Annotated in this window: 11 protein-coding genes; 5 read left to right on the forward strand and 6 right to left on the reverse strand. The window is 37.7% G+C overall.

The annotated features are described in order from the left end of the window. From E1171_RS20715 to E1171_RS20735, 5 genes are all read right to left on the reverse strand, one after another. On the reverse strand, positions 1 to 726 hold a 726-nt coding region (locus E1171_RS20715), incomplete at its 3' end, for an AraC family transcriptional regulator (protein WP_155207979.1). Between the two features lie 430 nt (positions 727 to 1,156). Then, positions 1,157 to 1,864 carry a hypothetical protein gene (locus E1171_RS20720; protein ID WP_155207980.1) on the reverse strand — a complete coding sequence of 236 codons (708 nt, stop codon included), beginning with the start codon at positions 1,862 to 1,864 and terminating at the stop codon, positions 1,157 to 1,159. A 168-nt stretch (positions 1,865 to 2,032) separates the two neighbouring features. Continuing rightward, positions 2,033 to 3,052 carry a synaptic vesicle VAT-1 family membrane protein gene (locus E1171_RS20725; protein ID WP_155207981.1) on the reverse strand — a complete coding sequence of 340 codons (1,020 nt, stop codon included), beginning with the start codon at positions 3,050 to 3,052 and terminating at the stop codon, positions 2,033 to 2,035. Between the two features lie 4 nt (positions 3,053 to 3,056). Then, the gene (locus E1171_RS20730) at positions 3,057 to 4,412 is read right to left on the reverse strand and encodes a short-chain fatty acid transporter (RefSeq protein ID WP_155207982.1); all 1,356 of its coding nucleotides are present in this window, start codon (positions 4,410 to 4,412) and stop codon (positions 3,057 to 3,059) included. Between the two features lie 203 nt (positions 4,413 to 4,615). After that, entirely contained in the window at positions 4,616 to 5,035 is a 420-nt protein-coding gene (locus E1171_RS20735; RefSeq protein WP_155207983.1) for a cupin domain-containing protein, read from the reverse strand. Between the two features lie 581 nt (positions 5,036 to 5,616). On the opposite strand from E1171_RS20735, the gene E1171_RS20740 reads away from it, so the two are divergent. The 3 genes from E1171_RS20740 to E1171_RS20750 all read left to right on the forward strand — a co-directional run bounded on the left by E1171_RS20740 (position 5,617) and on the right by E1171_RS20750 (position 12,739). Beyond that, positions 5,617 to 8,184 carry a TonB-dependent receptor gene (locus E1171_RS20740; protein WP_155207984.1) on the forward strand — a complete coding sequence of 856 codons (2,568 nt, stop codon included), beginning with the start codon at positions 5,617 to 5,619 and terminating at the stop codon, positions 8,182 to 8,184. A gap of 508 nt (positions 8,185 to 8,692) precedes the next feature. Beyond that, positions 8,693 to 11,290, forward strand: coding sequence for a TonB-dependent receptor (locus tag E1171_RS20745; RefSeq protein ID WP_155207985.1), 2,598 nt, complete (start codon positions 8,693 to 8,695; stop codon positions 11,288 to 11,290). Between the two features lie 366 nt (positions 11,291 to 11,656). Beyond that, on the forward strand, positions 11,657 to 12,739 hold the full coding sequence (locus tag E1171_RS20750) for an efflux RND transporter periplasmic adaptor subunit (RefSeq protein ID WP_155207986.1): 1,083 nt from the start codon (positions 11,657 to 11,659) through the stop codon (positions 12,737 to 12,739). Between the two features lie 13 nt (positions 12,740 to 12,752). Here the strand turns inward: E1171_RS20750 and E1171_RS20755 are convergent, their stop codons facing one another. After that, positions 12,753 to 13,565 (reverse strand): class I SAM-dependent methyltransferase, encoded by an 813-nt coding sequence (locus E1171_RS20755; protein ID WP_155207987.1) that lies wholly within the window; start codon positions 13,563 to 13,565, stop codon positions 12,753 to 12,755. 447 nt (positions 13,566 to 14,012) lie between these two features. Here E1171_RS20755 and E1171_RS20760 point away from each other — a divergent pair, with 447 nt between their 5' ends. Beyond that, complete coding sequence (locus E1171_RS20760) at positions 14,013 to 17,090, forward strand: efflux RND transporter permease subunit (RefSeq protein ID WP_155207988.1); 3,078 nt, start codon at positions 14,013 to 14,015, stop codon at positions 17,088 to 17,090. Positions 17,091 to 17,167: 77 nt separating this feature from the next. Beyond that, positions 17,168 to 18,538 carry a TolC family protein gene (locus E1171_RS20765; protein ID WP_155207989.1) on the forward strand — a complete coding sequence of 457 codons (1,371 nt, stop codon included), beginning with the start codon at positions 17,168 to 17,170 and terminating at the stop codon, positions 18,536 to 18,538. Positions 18,539 to 18,903 lie beyond the last annotated feature (365 nt).

Genomic DNA, 18,903 nt, shown 5'->3' on the forward strand with positions numbered 1-18,903 from the left:
TTTTATAAAATGGGATTGATCATAGAACCCAAATTCCAGAGCCAATTGGGTTAAAGATGCATCATCCTTATTATAGGTCAATTTGTCAACCGTTTGTCGAATTTTTATTATGGTAGAAAACTCCTTAGGCGATAATCCCAAATGGTTTTTAAATTTCTTTTCCACATATCGCGGTGAATAACCCAATTGAGAGCTTAATTCCTTAATAGTTAGATTTCTTGGTTGATTCAGGAGCAAACTACAGCTATTTTGAATCAGATCGGAAACTCTACTTTTTTTAAGAAAATCCAGGAACTGCTTATTTATAAAGTCAATAATTTGCCTTTCATCTTCATAAGGTAAATCTCGAACTTTACGATAAAAACAGGGGTTTACTTCACGAATCGGTGGGAATAAATTTGTTGCTGAATTAAAAGGAAAGCTTGAAAAAAGAGCCGTGGTCCATGGCAAGAATTGCACCAATATCACTTTTGAAAATGGACAAATTTCTACCTCAAGCAACTCTGTCATCTGCCCACTAAAATAGACCCCCTCCTTAAATTTTAATTCATTTGAGACATTAGAAACCCTAGCCCCCTTGCCTGAAACAAAAATGATATCTGAACAACCATTGGGTAAAATATACTTATTGGTCACAAACAAAGGATTTATAGAATTGTCCAATACCCATATCTTCCTAATAAAGGCAGAAAGTTTTCCACAGACAGCATGTTCTCTATAAATCAAAATACAGGATGCTAATTTAAATTACCTTACAGCTTAAAAGTTTTTTCTTTAATTAGAAGGAGCACTTCTTTAAACCTTTACAAACCTTAATTATTTCCCATACCCACCCTTTTCAACCAAAATAATATTAGGAGAGCAATAAAAAAACTATACGAATGATAGGGGAATTTGTTGATTACAAATATTAATTACTTTTAAATAGAATTAAAAAATCAGCAAGAAAAATACCAAAATTAACTTTATTAAAAACTAATGTTTTATTCTCAATGACCGATAATTCATTTTACATCATGAAATAGGGTGGGAGATTTCATATATATGGATTGAATACTAAAAGGGAGACAAAAACTACCAGACTTTACTCAAAAGGCCTATTTCACCGTGAAAGGGAAAATCAGAAAGAAATAAAAAAAGGAATATTGAATAAATACTACATTTGTAATTGATCACAAAACTCCATGAGGCGTATCAAACCCTCCTCCTCTTTTAGGTTCAGTTTTTCTTTCTTTATAAAATCTTTTACTTTGTAGCCTTTGTCTTCCAAAATACCAATAATTCTTTTCTTACTTTTGGAAAGCAGAACAGGAGTATTTTCTCCAAAAACAATATAAAACTCCTCTAGTACCTTGGAGAATTTAGGAGGTTTATTGCTCGAGTAAGAATCTTTTGCAACTTGTTCCGGTATAAAGCGGACCTGTTGTTTTTTCAACAATTCAATACGTTCACTTCCATAAAGCTGCACAAAAAAACTACCCTTTTTATCTTTACTAAAACCGTCTGTCATTTTAAAAACGTATGTACTACCACCAAACTCCACTTTAGAAATCAGAAAAGGATTTTTAAACACCATTGAGGTTCCATTCTTCAGGTATTCAATTTGGTCACTATAGGCATTGTAGCGAAGAGGAAGCAAAAACTTTTTCTTTTTAACATGGATAATAACATTTCCTTTTACAAATTCATCAGGAAGATAGGGACTACCCTTAATTTCGTCATATGAATAGGTTCTCTCTCCTTTTCCAGGTAGGTAATAAGTTAGTTTATTGAGAGCCCCTTCACCTCCTCCTTCTAAAAATGGGGTTTGGCTGTAGGCAATGGGACCACTCATTATTAAAAGTAAAATTAATAGCTGCTTCATAAAGACGGTTTATTGTCGTTCAAAGATTAGGAACCAAAAATTTCTATAAATAAAGAGAGAAGATAAACTTTAGAATCTCTTTTAAAATTCAAGCTAATTCTGAAGGGAGTAAGTCCATCTCAATTTTTTTATTTTTCTTTTCTTTATGTCGAGATATAATAAAAAAAACTACACACTCACCACCACCTTACCTACTGTTCTTCCACTTTGAAAAAGTCGAATTGCCGCTGGTAATTCTTCAAAAGAAAATTGATGTCCCACCAAAGGAGGATCTAGCTGTAAGTCATCAATCTCCCTTAGCAATTTTTCCATAATATCTGCTTTCTCATAAAGCCAGATCAAATTAAAACCCATTACGGATTTATTATCAGTGGGCATTTTCATAGGGTCTACTTTGGGTCTACGAAGATACTTCCAAAGTAATTTAAGCATATTCGGCCGACTACCATGGGTCGCAAATGAGGCCGATCCATAAGAAATTAAGCGCCCCATTGGAGCCATTTCCTCATAGCTATCCTTAAAAACCTGTCCCCCAATACATTCCAACACTAAATTTAATTCCCTGCCTGCAAGAGAAGTCTTTAGTTGTTCTCTAAAGTCTTCACCTCTAACAATGACTTTATCATAACCTTCTTTATTCAAAAGATCAACTTTAGCAGTACTTCCAACTGTTCCAATGGTATATGCATTAAACCTTTTAGCGATACGATTGGCCAGCAAGCCCACTCCACCTGCCGCACTGTGAATCAAAACCGTTTGACCACTTTGAATATTTCCCAATTCTTTCAAAGCATAAAAGGCTGTAAGAACTTGCACTAGAAATGCTGCTCCTTGCTCAAATGACCAACTATCTGGCAAAGGGCGAATATAGCGCTGATCTATATTCAATCGGGAGGCATAACCACCAAATCGAGTGACTCCCATTACTTTATCCCCCACCTTAAAGTCTTTCACTTGTTTTCCACATTTGTGGATAACTCCTGAATATTCCAAACCAGGTACAAAACTTCCTTTGGGGGTAGCACTGTAAAGCCCTTGCATGGCAAAAATATCGGCAAAATTTAAGCCTATGGCTTTCACCTCAATGCTTATTTCATGGTCTTGTGGTTCTGGAATCTCTTCTTGAACCAACTTCAAATGGGCTAATGAGCCTGCTTTTGGCATGCGATAGGCTTTTCGAGAAATCATAATTTTAAAAGATCATTAGAATTATTAGAAAAATAAACAGCCCTACCAACATAAACCGAAACGAATGTGGCAAAACTTCTTTGGCTTTTAAGCCAGTAATTCCCAAAAGAGGCAAAGCCCAAAAAGGCTGTATCATATTTGTCAATTGATCCCCATAGGAAAGAGCCATAATAGATTTAGAAAGATCAACACCTATATTTTGAGCCGCTTCTACAATAATAGGCCCCTGCACTGCCCATTGCCCTCCTCCACTTGGCACTAATATATTGACTAAGCCCGCACTAAAAAGGGTATAAATTGGAAATGTAAATTGGGTAGAAATGGCAGCCATCTGCTCAGAGACAAGAACCATTAACCCTGAATATTTCATCACACCCATAATCCCCGCATACAGGGGATATTGAATCAAAATACCAGTAGTACTTCGGAATGCTTCATCGGCGGCTTTAATAAAGCGACCGAAATGCCCCATCAGCAAAACACTCAACCCAAAAAGAAAAAGGTTGATGAAATTTAAATCAATCTGTTGATATACGGCAGTTTGGCTTTGCCAAAGCATGAGCACACAACTCACGCATATCATCAATCCGAAAATAATGGCAAGGGGCTGCTTCTTATAAGATTGGCTAGAGGAGTTTTCAGATTTTTTCTCAAAAAAAGCCTCAGAGATCATCATAGAAGGACGTTTCTTCGCCTGCCACCAGGCAAACAAGGGAACTACCAACAGTACTACTCCAATAGTTGCTAAATTCATCGAAGAAAAAATAGTCTCCGATATTGGTATTACACCAATAGTTTTTTCAAGAAAGTGGCCTTCCTCTGCCACCTTCAAAGGGGCACTTCCCGAAAAACCTCCATGCCAAATCATCATTCCGGTATAGGCAGCAGCCCCCATTAAAGGATAATTGATGGGAACTCCCTTTAAAGTCAGGTGATCCCCTAATTTACGGCACATTATAGCTCCCAACACCAGCCCAAGCCCCCAATTCAAAAAGCCTACCATCATCGTCACCAAACAAATAGTAAAAACCGAAGCTGTATTCGTATGACAATACTTTAACAGACCATTCATAAAGCGTTCGGCAAGGGGGGTAAGCGCCAATAAATATCCCAAACCTAAAATTAGAGCCATTTGCATAGAAAAAGCCAGCAACTCCCAGACTCCCTTCTCCCAAAAACCCAGTACCTCGGGCAAATAACTCAGTACATTCTTATTTTCTGGAACGGACAGTACACATGCTAAAAATAAAGTAAAAAAAGTAAGCCAAACAGCAATTTCTAAAGGAGAAGGAATTGTAAATACTCCTTTCTTTTTGATGGAAGCTAACTTTTGTGATTTCTCTTTAATTAATTCAGCCATATTAAAAGTTAAGATTAAAGAAGAAAAGATAAAGATGAAAAATCATTCATAATGGATAGCTACCAAATAATAAAAAGATTACTATACCATTATCAATAGAAAAAAGAGAAATTTAAATAGCGCATCTTTCATCCGGTAAGGATTTAGAACAAAAAATGAAAACTTTCCCTGGCTTTAAAAGCATCAGAAACCATAAAGAATTATTACTTCTCTGTAGCTTCCTCCAACCAAACTCTATCGGAGCCATCAAACTTTGGAGATTGAATAGACAAAACCTTTAAAGGCTCTTTTGAAGTCACTTCCACGGCGTGAGGGGTATTCTTGGGAATAAACACAAAATCTCCGGTTTTTAATTGCAACTCCTGCTCCCCAAGCCAAAACCTCCCTTCCCCTGCCAACACGAATACCTGCTCGGTATGTTCTAGATGCTTATGACGTTTTACCCTCTTTTTGATCCAAATTAAAAAGGAAGAAGATAATTCATCCCCATTAAGAGGCTCCACTTTTATATTATCAAATTCTCCCACAGGTTGTTGCACATTCAAATTGGCATGAATCTTTTGCGAATAACCTTTTGAGTAAATAATTATACCCAAAAACAGAGTCAGAATTGTATTTTTCATATTAAAAAAGACTTTTCACTACCACCTTAAAAAACATTATTCCATTAAAGCCAAACCAAGGCATAAGATAATCATTCCTCAGGAATTTCAAATGAGTAAGGAAAGATAAGCAACTAACCCTTTAAAACCTTTTCATATTCCTTAATGTATGGAAATAAGTGATAATTCAATTTTCAAGTTCTTTTACCGTGCATGGAAAATTTTATTCCACATTTATGGAAAACATACCAAAAGGGATCCTAAAAAAAATTTGAAGTATAAGGGAATCTTAACCTTTTTTTAATTCCAATCAAAAATATCCAGAATATCCCATAAAAACCTTGCTTTTTACAAATTGCAAGTTTTTAAAGGGTTTTAAAATAGAAAACAATGCAAAAAGTGACTAAAACCAAATTATATTTGATAAATCTCAAGAATTATAATCCCTTAAATATCAGAACGGCCTGAAAAATAACTGTTTACACTTTTATTTAACATAAATTTCACATTAGAAACCTTAGTAAATTGCAAAGCTTTTATACCTTTGCACTCATGTAATGTATTTCTCATAATTTAACATTTAAGTTAAAAAGAAAAATCAAATGAAAAAATTTTTACTAATCTTCACACTGAGCATTTTTACATTAGCCGCTCAGGCTCAGACCGGATCCGTAAAAGGCCGCATTCTTGATACTGATACGGGAGAAGGTCTTTTTGGCGCCAGTGTTGCCATAAAAGGTACTACTTTGGGCGCAATGAGTGATTTTGATGGTAATTTTATCATTGAAAAGGTAGAAGCTGGTAAGCATAGCCTTCTAGTTTCTTATGTAGGTTATGAAGAGTTTACACAGGAGATCTCTGTTAAAGAAGGGGAAACCATAGATATCTCTGACATTAAATTAAAAGGTGGATTATTAAATCTGGAATCTGTTGAGGTAATGGCATCTATTGCAGAGGACAGAAAAACACCTGTTGCCGTTTCTAATATTTCGGCTGAAGATATTGAAACCAAACTGGGCTCTCAAGAATTCCCTGAGATACTAAAAGCTACCCCAGGAGTATACACCACTAAAGGTCAAGGTGGTGGTTTTGGTGATGGACGAATCAATTTGAGAGGTTTTGACTCAAATAATGTTGGAGTTTTGATTAATGGTGTTCCTGTAAATGATATGGAAAACGGGAGAGTTTACTGGTCAAACTGGGCTGGGCTGTCTGACGTAACTCGTACCATGCAGGTACAAAGAGGATTAGGTGCTTCAAAACTAGCTATTTCTTCTGTAGGAGGTACTATTAACATTATTACCAAAAGTACAGATGCAGTAAAAGGAGGTTCAGCTTACGTTGGAGTTGGAAACGACGGATACCATAAAACTGGACTGACTTTATCTACTGGCTTAATGGATAATGGTTGGGCCGTAACAGTTTCTGGATCTAGAACTGCTGGAAATGGATATATTGATGCTACCAGCTTTGAAGGTTATTCATATTTTGCTTCCATTGCTAAAAAAATTAATGATAACCACGAATTGGTTTTAACTGGCTTTGGTGCACCACAGTGGCACAACCAAAGAAACCTTTACAAAAAGACTATTGAAGATTATGAAAACCATCCATCTGGTCATAAATGGAATAATGGATGGGGTTACCGTGATGGAGAAGAGTTCAACGGAGCTTATTCTTACAACTACTATCACAAACCACAAATTTCCCTGAATCACTACTGGACTGTTAATCCAAAAACAGAAATTTCAACTGCGCTTTACGCTTCCATCGGTAGTGGTGGTGGACGAAGAGCAAATAGAGTATATAATGCAAGCGTAGAGGAAGATCCATTACAATTGATTCATTGGGATGATATTATTGCAGGTAATAAGCAATTGGCATCCAATGGAGAAGCTGTAGAATCATATCTACTGAATTCGGTTAATAAACATAATTGGTACGGGATTTTAACCTCGGTGAACACCGAACTTTCTGAGAAAATTTCTTTTACAGGTGGTTTAGACGCAAGATATTATTTAGGCCAACATTACAGAGAGTTATCAGATCTTTTGGGTGGTTCATTTGCTTATGATGTTGATCGTGACGGTATATCAAATAATGTCAATTCTGCTGATGGAAAAGTGGGAGAAGGTGACAAAATCCAATACCATAATGATGGTCAAGTAATTTGGCTAGGAGGATTCGCCCAGGCTGAATATACTACTGATCAATTCAGCGCCTTCCTTACAACTGCCCTTTCTAACACTTCTTATACCAGAACAGATTATTTCCTTTATACTCCAGGAAACCAAAAATCTGAAACAGTAGACTTCCTCGGTTACAGCATTAAGGGTGGTGTGAATTATAACATTAATGATTACCACAATATCTTTGCTAATGGAGGTTATTTTTCCAGAGCGCCATTTATGAATATGGTATTTGCTGCAAACACCAATACTATATCTGAAGGTGTTGACAACGAAGATGTAATCAGTATGGAACTAGGTTATGGTCTTCGAACTTCATGGTTATCGGCAAATGTTGCGCTTTATAATACTCACTGGAATAACAGAGCTTTCTCAACAAGAATTAATCAATTGGATGAAAATGGATTGCAAAAGTTTGCTATTATTAACGGTCAGAACGCTCTTCACCAAGGTATTGAAATAGATTTTACCGCTAAACCTGTTCAAAAATTACAAATTACCGGTATGGTATCGCTTGGTGATTGGACATGGAACAATAATGTAAGTGCTCAAATTCAAGATAATGTAGGCAACGTAGAGGAAGTTATTGAAACATATTCTGAAGGATTAAAGGTAGGGGATGCTGCTCAGACAACTGCTGCTATAGGCGTTTCTTATGAGGTAATCAAAGATCTGAAAGTGAGTGCAGATTTCAACCATGCTTCAAATTTATATGCTCAATTTGATCCTTCCGATAGACAAGACTCAGAAGTAACAGATCAGGCTTGGGAATTACCAGCTTACAATTTGTTAGACCTGGGAGTTAGATATAACTTTAAAGCCTTTGGATTAGATCTAACTTTAACCGGAAAAGTTAACAATATTTTGGATACAATTTATATTGCAGAGGCTGAAGAAGGTGATACTTTTGATGCTGCAGGATCATATGTTTATTATGGTTTTGGAAGAACTTGGAATGCTGGATTAAAAGTTAAATTCTAAATAAAGAACTTATCGGAATATTTAATAGACCTTTTTTGCAAAAAGCCTCCCTCCCGGAGGCTTTTTCTTTTCCTATCCAGTCCACATCCCCATAAAACGAAGGGCCTCCCCACAGGGCCCATTAAAACAAATAAGATCTCTAAGCCCTTGCTGATGAATTCCTACTATTCAGAGTCACAAACTAGCGCTTATTAAATCAATCCATTCCTTTTTCACTCAACCTAACAGTGAAGAATCAAGTATTCTCAACTTATCATATACATTTAAAAATCAATGTTAAAACATTTTTAAGTAAGATAACGAATCATCACCTCTTAAAATACCTTAAAAAATAGATTCAATTAAAATCAGGTCAAGTATACAATCATCTGACATTTTAATTGTCTCAACGAATTAATTAATCTTTATTTTATACATAAATACATAATATTTTATTTCACTATTTATAACTTTGCCCCATATTACTTTTTCTTCACTATTTAACAAACTAGTTAAAATCAGAAAACCCATGAAAAAGATTCTACTAACAGGGGCATTATGCCTTTGTGCATTATTCAGCTGGGCACAAACAGAAACCGTAAGAGGCCGGGTTATCGATCCCGAAACGGGAGAAGGTCTTTATGGCGCAAATGCCGTCATTCAAGGAACAACTATTGGTGCGATGACTGACCTTGATGGAACTTTCAGGATTGAGAATGTACAAGAAGGAGCACAAACACTGGTAATCTCCTTTATAGGATTCGAGGATGTCCAAAAGGACATACAAGTAAATGCTGGTCAAGTTTTAGACTTAGGAGACATTTCTCTGGAAACAAGCTCAACCATTTTAGAAGGTATAGAGGTACTAGCAGATGTGGCCATTGACCGAAAAACCCCTGTAGCAGTTTCAACAGTAAAACCAGAATTTATTGAAGAAAAATTAGGAACCCAAGAATTTCCCGAAATCTTAAAGGCTACTCCAGGGGTATATGCTACCAAACAAGGTGGCGCTTTTGGCGATTCCAGAATTAATCTGAGAGGTTTTTCCTCAGAAAACATTGCCGTTATGATAAATGGTGTACCGGTCAATGATATGGAGTGGGGTGGTGTTTATTGGTCCAACTGGGCTGGATTATCTGATGTAACCCGTTCAATGCAAGTACAAAGAGGATTAGGAGCCTCTAAAATAGCCGTTCCTTCAGTGGGAGGTTCTATCAACATTCTTACCAAAACTACCGACATGAAAAAAGGGGGGTCTGTTTATGCCGGGATTGGAAATGATGGATACAGGAAGGAAGCCATAACCCTATCAACCGGTTTAATGGATAATGGGTATGCAATTACTTTTTCGGGCTCACATACTTATGGAGACGGATACATTCAAGGAACAGATTTTGATGCCTGGTCTTATTTTATTAATGTATCCAAAAAGATAAATAGGCAACACGAACTATCCTTCACAGCTTTTGGAGCCCCACAATGGCACAATCAAAGAAGTAGTTATGACAAACAAACTATTGAAGATTGGAAAACATTCAAGGAAGGTTTCCGATACAATGCAGCATTTGGTTATGACGATAATGGACAACCTTATGTTTCTGGAAAAAATTATTATCACAAGCCTCAAATCTCATTAAACCATTACTGGACTATTAATAATAAAACAAGTATAAACACCTCTGCATACGCTTCTATTGCTTCAGGTGGGGGATACTCCGCCCAGGGTGCTGAAGGTTCCCGCCTTTTTGGCAGCAGCGATGACCGCACCCCATCAGGGGCTTTGGATTACGGGGCCATTATCAGAGATAATGCTGCCAACGAAGATGGCTCTCAAGCAATCATGGCAAGCTCAAACAATAATCACCAATGGTATGGAATTTTATCCAACCTAAATACGGAGCTTTCAGACAATTTCACCTTTAGTGGAGGAGTAGATTTGAGGTATTATATTGGTGAACATAATCGAACCATTGAGGACCTATTAGGTGGATCGTATTATAATGATGCTTACTCCAGAATTAATTCAGATTACTTGAATCCAAATGAAAAGCTTGGAGTAGGAGATATTATTTCAAGGAATTATAATGGTTATGTATTATGGTCAGGAGCATTTGGTCAAGTAGAGTATTCCAAAGACAACCTAAGTGCATTTCTTTCTGGGGCTATTTCTAATACCCGCTATCAAAGAAGAGAATTTTTCTACCAAGATGATGTGTGGTCCGATAAATTAAACTTCTTAGGCTATAGTGCTAAAACAGGAGCAAACTATAATATCTCCGACCATCATAATGTATTTGCCAACATAGGCTACTTCTCAAGAGCACCATTTTTCAGTAGTATTTTTATTCAGAAAGATTACGGAAACTCCTACAACCCTGATGCAGTTAATGAAAAAGTATTTTCTTTTGAATTAGGGTATGGCTTTAGAAACTCCTGGTTATCCGCAAATGTTAATGCATACAATACCAGGTGGAAAGACAAAAGCACCAATGGGGCTATTCTCAGTGATGACAGAGTTTTATTGGGGTACTATAATGCGACTGGTGTGGACGCTCTTCACAAGGGTGCAGAATTAGAATTAAAAGCCAATCCAACAACTAAATTAACTTTAACAGGAATGATTTCTCTTGGGGATTGGAAATGGTTAAATGATGTCACCGCACTGGCTACAGATCTCCAGGGATTACCAATTGACAGAAAAGGAAGAACTCCTGCAGATGAGAATTACGAAGGACAATATGAAGTAGAAATTAATGCATCGGGCACCCATGTAACGGATGCTGCTCAAACAACGGCTGCCTTGGGTGCAAATTATCAACTATTCCCAGCACTGAAAGTAGGGCTAGATTATTTCTATTTTGCTAATTTATATGCTCGACAAGATGTAAATTACATGGACAATGAAGACTCCTGGGAAGTTCCTTCGGCAGGAGTTTTAGATGCCAACCTTAAATACAATTTCAAAATTGCTAAGTTAAAATCCACACTTTACGCCAAAGTGAACAATGTTTTAAATACAGAATATATTTCAGATGCCGATAATGGACGTAAAAATAATATGGAAACGGCAACCGTATTTTATGGCTTTGGCAGAACCTGGTCTATGGGTTTAAAAGTCGACTTTTAACACTTTGCTATTTATTTACAGCCGGTTCAAATTAATTCACAAATCAACTTTCAAAAAGCCTCCAAATGGGGGCTTTTTCTTTATCCTCCATCCCCTTCAAACTGCTACAATAGTTATTTATGAAAGAAGTTAATTCAGCTCAGTTTCTCTTTATCCTTCAAACTTATTCAAATAGGGCACTGTTCTAAAATTGCAGGTGTAGTTTGTAAAAGCTATTCCCCAAATTATCATCATTCTTCATCAAAGCTTTAAAGAAAAATTAAGGAATAGAGTTCTCCTAAATTTAAACTTCATAAAATCCTAATAAGGTTTAACTCAGCATATGCAACTCTATATCCAACTAATTAAAGAAGGTAAGAAAGATTTATGAAAAAACCGGCAAGAATTATATTACTATCTACCATTGCTTTGGTGATCATTTTTTTAATTCTCTGGCCCAAAATTCAAGATTTTCGCAAAAACACTACAGACAAGGAAGAACTACCCACCTCTCGCCCTTCCGACCAAAAGTTAAAAGTCAATGCCATTATCGTAGGGGTTAAAAACCTGGATAATAAAATCCGTGTCATTGGAACCGTTGAGGCAAATGAATCCCTAGAAGTGCGAAGTGAGTATCCAGGCAAAATCACCGGCATTTACTTCAAAGAGGGAGAAAGAGTTCCCAAAGGGAAATTACTAGTCAGTATTGACGATGAAGAGATGGAGGCTGAATTGGAAAAATTAAAATTTAGCTTACAATTGCTTGAAGAACAAGAAAACCGGGAAAGACAGCTATTAGAAAGACAAGCCATCAGTCAGGAGGAATATGACGAAACTCTCACTGAACTCAACAAAGCAAAAGCAGATATTAAACTGGAACAGGCACGTCTGCGTAAAGCTAAAATCGTCACCCCATTCAGTGGTGTGTTAGGCCTGCGTCATATTAGCTTGGGCAGCTATGTGAACCCCTCAGACATCATTACCACCCTTTATAATATAAACCCTGCAAAGGTGGAATTCGCAGTTCCCGGCAAATACAGTGATAGAATCTGTGCGGGAGATAAAATTTTATTTACAACGGAGGCCTCGGAGGAAGTCTTTGAAGGTACTGTTTATGTGGTTGAACCCCGAATAGATCCGGATACTCGTACCCTACAAGTAAGAGCCAAAAGCCCAAATCCTGATTATAAATTACTCCCCGGCCAATATGCTCGTGTGGAAGTGGTAATGGAAAGTCAGGATAGTGCCATACTCATCCCATCAGAAGCCGTAATTCCGGAATTGGGCAGCCATAAAGTATTTGTCTATCGTAGCGGTCAAGTAGAAGAAGAAGAAGTAAACATTGGAATCCGCACCAAAAGAGAAATAGAAATCCTTTCAGGGTTAAAACCTGGGGACACCCTTATCACTTCCGGAATATTACAGGTTAGAAGAGGAATGAAGGTGGAAGTTCTTATAATTACAAACTAACATTTCCTACCCCTTAACCATTCCTCTTCCACACCAGTGCCTCACACCAAGCAATCGCTAAAAAAGCATTTGATTTTTCACCAAATAACCTCCAGGCATCTACCATTTGAATCATTTCACTGTTGGATGTCAAAGAGAGCTCTAACAAAGCTTTTTTCCAAGCACCTAAGATTAAATTGGCAAATACGGAAGCACAAAACTCGGTATCATGGTTATCTACAAAAACCTCGTAACTGGCAGAAATAAAAGGGTCTTTAAATCCAGCCTTTTTAACTATTTCTTTAAGCAGTCTACCAATGCCATATGGTGGTTGTCCGTAGTGCTTTCTCAAATTAAACCACAATTCAAAGGACTTTTGTATCAGGGAATCTTCTGGATATAAGAGATTTCCAGTAAAGTCAAATTCTCTTATTGCCAATAAACTATCGTCCTTAAGTACCCGCCTAGCTTCCAACAAGGCTTTATCGGGAAAATTCAAATTTCCCAATACAGCAGAAAAAAATACTATATCAAAGGAAGCCGATTCATAAGGAAGCTCATAAACGCTTGCATGCTCAAACCTAACGTTAGTAATGGACTTTTCAACGGCCTTTTTCCGAGCAATTGTCAATTGACTGTCCTCCACCTCAATTCCAATTACCTCTCCTGGATCCACTTTCTGAGCAATTCCTAAAGTAATTGACCCTGGTCCACACCCACAATCCAAGACGCGCAACCCTGGTTTTAAATAGGGTAACAGAAAACTGGCATGACTTTGAACCGTTCGTTTTCCATGAAGAGCCGTAACAGCATCACTATAACCTTGTGTATATCGGTCTTTTCTCATTCGTTCTAGCTTTTAAATTAATAACTTATTATTACTGAAAGATTCTTGCATAACCCCCAATTATACCCTAGCAGGTATAAACCTCAGAATTGAAAAAAGGAATGAGAAAAAAATTTTTACATTCTAAATTTCCATTGTCTACCTTCTTAACTTCAAAATTCCTTAGTATTCTTCTAGCTTGTTCCTAAAAGGCTTAAGCCTAAGGGTAAGACTGAAAAGTGATTAAAATTCCAATTCATAAATATCCTCATCATCAAAAATCTAGCCCCCGAAAGAAACCAGAAAGCGCCACTATGGCATCCTCCAATTTTAAGACGGTATACCTATCCAAAACAATCACTTTCAATCTATGATTTATCACAATAAGGAAATCTTAAAGTAATTAAACCTACTGGGTGTAGGCAAAAGATTCCATTGGAAAAGCAGAACTAACTGGAGTTTCAAAGAATGTCTCTCTCAAGTATCAGCATTAACCGCCCCGTTCTGGCCATTGTTATGTCTTTGACCATTATTCTTTTTGGGATAGTGGCTTTTCAGTTTCTGGGCATTCGGGAATACCCTAGCATTGATCCTCCTGTTATCTCAGTCTCGACAGCTTACACGGGAGCCAATGCGAATATTATTGAATCAGAAATTACTGAACCATTGGAGGAAGCTATCAATGGAATAGCTGGCATCAACACCCTTTCTTCTGTAAGTCGAGACGGTCGAAGTACGATTATCGTTATATTTGATTTGGACACGGATTTAGAAGCTGCTGCTAATGATGTGAGAGACCGCGTTTCCGGAGTAATTAATGCCTTACCATCTGATGCAGGAACCCCAGTAATCCGAAAGGCAGATGCCAACGCCTGGCCTATTATCTTTTTAAGTGTCAGAAGTAATGAACGTGATTTACTTAGCCTCACTGATTTTGCGAATCGTCAATTGAAAGAACGATTTCAAACCATTCCAGGAGTAAGTTCTGTACAGGTTTGGGGAGCAAAAAAATATTCCATGAGGCTCTGGATGGACCCCCAAAGAATGGCTGCTTATAAGCTGACACCTGCCGATGTATATAAGGCGGTAAATCGAGCTAATATTGAATTGCCTTCCGGAAGGATTGAAGGAAAGACAACAGAATTGATTGTAAAATTACAAGGAAGGCTAAACACCCCAGAACAGTTTAATGCACTAATCGTCAAAGAAAACGGATCTGAACAAGTCCGATTTCGAGATATCGGCTATGCGGAGCTTGCTCCTGTCAATCAAAGGACCATTCTGAAAAAGGAAGGCTATCCCTTAGTAGGTGTAGTGATAGTCGTACAACCTGGATCCAATAGCATTGCCATAGCAGATGAGTTTTACAAAAGAATGAAAGAGGTAAGGCATGATATGCCCAAAGACATCGAATTATCTATCGGTTTTGACAATACCATCTACATCAAGCAATCCATCAAAGAAGTACTACAAACTATTTTTATTGCTTTTTCTTTAGTGGTAATGATTATTTTTCTTTTTCTGCGAGATTGGCGAACTACTGTTATTCCCATTGCCACCATTCCCATTTCCCTAATTGGCACCTTTTTCATTATGTTTATTTCAGGCTTTTCCATTAATGTATTGACGCTGCTGGGAATCGTACTGGCCATTGGATTAGTGGTGGATGACACCATTGTTGTCCTGGAGAATATCTATAAAAAAATTGAGGCAGGTATGCCAGCCCCTCAAGCCGGATTTAAAGGTTCTGGAGAGATATTTTTCGCAGTGGTTTCTACTACTGCTGCTCTGGTTGCCGTATTTCTTCCAGTGATATTCCTTCAAGGATTTATAGGTCGCCTATTCCGAGAATTCGGAATTATAGTGGCTGGAGCGGTCATTATTTCCTCCTTTGTAGCCCTTTCTTTAACCCCCATGCTTTGCACCCGAATACTCAAAAGAACAGAACAGCACAATTGGTTGTACCGTAGAACTGAACCCTTTTTTAATGGACTAAATAATGCTTATAACCGCTCACTGGAAGCTTTTATGCGCTATCGATGGACGGCCTTTATTTTCATCTTCCTCTCCGTGGGCATGATCTACACCTTAGGAAAACAACTTTCCGCAGAGCTTACTCCCCTAGAGGATAGAAATAACTTCAGAATCTTTGCCCTGGCCCCCGAAGGATCCACCTTCGAATATATGGATAATTACGTGGACCAATTACTACGTCTTGTTCAAGAAAAAGTGATTGAAGCGGATGCTTTGATTTCATTGACATCCCCTGGATTTGGGGCCACTAGTTCGGTTAATTCCGCATTTATGTTTATAAAACTAATGGATTCTAAAAAGCGAAAAAGAAGTCAAAATGAAATTGTAGAGGACCTTAGTCCGGCTTTACAGCGGAACACCCTTGCCCGTGCCTTTGTGGTGCAACCCCAAAGTTTAGGAGGAACAGGAGGAGGCATTAGTAGCCTGCCTGTAGAGTTTGTAATTCAAGCCTCCACGCTTGACCAGCTAAAAGAAGTAACACCTGTTTTTATGCAAAAAGCACGACAGGATACCACTTTCAGCTTTGTGGATTTAAATTTAAAGTTTAATAAGCCCCAATTTGACATTGAAATTGATCGAGAAAAAGCTCACACTCTTGGTCTTTCCGTAATGGACGTTGCCCAAACCCTACAATTGGCCATAAGTGGCCAGCGTTTTAGCTATTTCATCATGAATGGCAAACAGTACCCGGTAATCGGGCAGGTAAGTCGAGAAGACAGAGATGATCCTTTGGATCTACAATCCATTTATATGAGCAGCAAATCAGGAAAGCTGATCCAAATGGACAACTTGGTTCAAATAAAGGAAAGAAGTACACCTCCACAGTTGTTTCGATACAATCGCTATGTTTCTGCTACAATTTCGGCCAACCTGAGCAAAAATAAAACCCTGGGAGATGGAATTGACGCCATGAAAAATATAGCTGATGATGTGTTGGACGAAAGGTTTTCTACAGCCCTAAGTGGTTATTCCAAAGATTACGAAGAAAGCTCCTCCAGTTTATGGTTCGCTTTTTTCTTTGCTCTTCTTCTCATCTACCTGGTACTTTCAGCCCAATTCGAAAGCTTCATAGACCCGATAATCATCATGTTTACAGTCCCTCTGGCTCTAGCAGGTGCTATTTTAGCCCTTTGGTATTTTGGAGAAACCCTAAACATTTTCAGCGAGATAGGAATTATCATGTTAATAGGGTTGGTGACCAAAAATGGAATTCTGATCGTGGAATTTGCCAATCAATTGAAGCAAAAGGGCATGAGTAAAAATGAAGCTATCGTCGGGGCAGCTGAACTTCGATTTCGACCAGTATTGATGACCAGCCTGTCAACCGTCTTAGGCATCTTACCCATTGCTTTGGCTTTAGGAGCTGGTTCTGAAAGCAGGGTTTCTATGGGAATTGCTGTTATAGGAGGGCTAGTATTTTCCACTTTATTGACACTTTATCTCATCCCTGCTCTTTATTCTTATTTATCTGGGAAAAAAGCTAAAATAGAGATTATGAAAAGAGAAGAGTAAATAATGGGGGGTAGCTTGTGGAGACACCAGATTTTACGTCTCCAACTTAAGTTGTGAAGAAGGAAGGGTGATGAGGAATGAAGAAAGCGGAGAAAGGAATAAGGAAATTCACCAAGGTTTTTAAATGGCTTCCAATCCAATTGTCCTTTTGCTTTCTCCTTACCTCTTTTCCACTATTTGCTCAGGATAGTCTCAGTTTAAAACAAGCAGTAGAAATTGGCCTGGAGGTAAATTTTAATATTCAAATCTTTAGAAATAACCGAGAAATTGCCATTCGAAATTATCAACCAGGGGTAGCCGGACTTCTTCCTGAATTAGAAATAATTGATGCTAGGGCAACAAGAAGCATAGATGATGTTCGACAGGAATTTCTGGATGGACAAGCCAATATTCGTAACAATGCCGTAACTGACAGAGTATTCCTTTTGGCCCGGCTACAACAACTGGTTTTTGATGGCTTTGGTCAGTTCAGAAGATTTAAAGCCTTAAAAGCTCTTAGAGATGTAGGCATTTACCAAAGTGATTCGGCCACTCAAAGTACTGTTCGCGACATTTGCATAGGCTATTATACTGTTGTACTGGAACAATTTTTAGTAAAGGTTTTTCGTGCCAATGTGGAACTTTCCGCCGAACGAGTACGAATTGCCCGGGATAAATTTGAATTAGGTAGGTTCTCCAAACTGGACCTATTAGCTGCCCAAGTAGACTATATTGAAGATACGGTAGAGTTAGTCCACCAGCTAGAAAATCTTTATACCGCCAAAACCAGTTTAAATATCTTCCTGGGAAGGGAACCTGCACTGGATTATTATGCTACAGACAGTTTGAAAATCTACGAGCAAATCCCACTGGTGAGACTTCAGGAACAAATGTATCGTTTTAATCCCGTAATTAAAGCGGCTGAAGCCAACTGGCGATGGGCAAAGTATGTATTGCAATCTACCAAATCCGAACACTGGCCTTCAATATGGCTTATTTTGCGATTTCAGCTAGATGATTTTACTACCCAAGCAGGCTTTTTAGCTTCAAATAGCGTGGTGGGTTATACTATTGGGGCCAGGCTCAGCTGGTTTCTATTCCAGGGCTTTAGGCTTAATATCCGTCAACAAAATGCCAGAACCAGTCTTCGAACAACCAGTACCTTTTTATCTCTTACCCAGTTGGAATTTGACGCTTTACTGAATCAAATCTATTTCCGCTATGCCAACAGCTTTATCCTGGTAAAATTAGAACGTAAAAACCTGGAAATAGCGAGGGAAAACGTAGCCATAGTCTTTGCTCGCTACCGTTTGGGGAAATCAGATTTTGTGCAGTTAAGACTGGTCCAACGAAATGCCGTAGTGGCAGCCAGTCGCTTAGTACAGGCCCTATTTACTTTAAAAGCTGCAGAAGTAGAGCTATTGAGAATAAGTGGAACCATCCTTGAAGAAGTGGAACGACTTTATTAATTGTTTTCATCAACTTGAGTCTAAGAATTAGAAATTATCCGGATGGATTTTGCCAAGACTAAAAGATGAAATTCAAGCTTCAACCGATTATCGAAATCAATTGGATTTAATTCCGACCGAAATAATCGACTGTTCCACCTACTTTAACACTAGTAAAAAAAACAAACTTTTATATCATTAAACATATTTCCAATATGGGAAATATTCCTTTAACCTTAAAACCCACCTATTCCACCATTCAACACAATCAAGATCAAAATAGAATAAAATTCATATTTTTTTATGGAATATTAATAAATTTTATTAAATTATAATTATCCAAATAAAAATTATAAAAATATCTATAAATAAATTTTGTTTTAAAA

Source organism: Xanthovirga aplysinae, from assembly GCF_009711365.1.
GTDB classification, from domain to species: Bacteria; Bacteroidota; Bacteroidia; order Cytophagales; family Cyclobacteriaceae; genus Xanthovirga; species Xanthovirga aplysinae.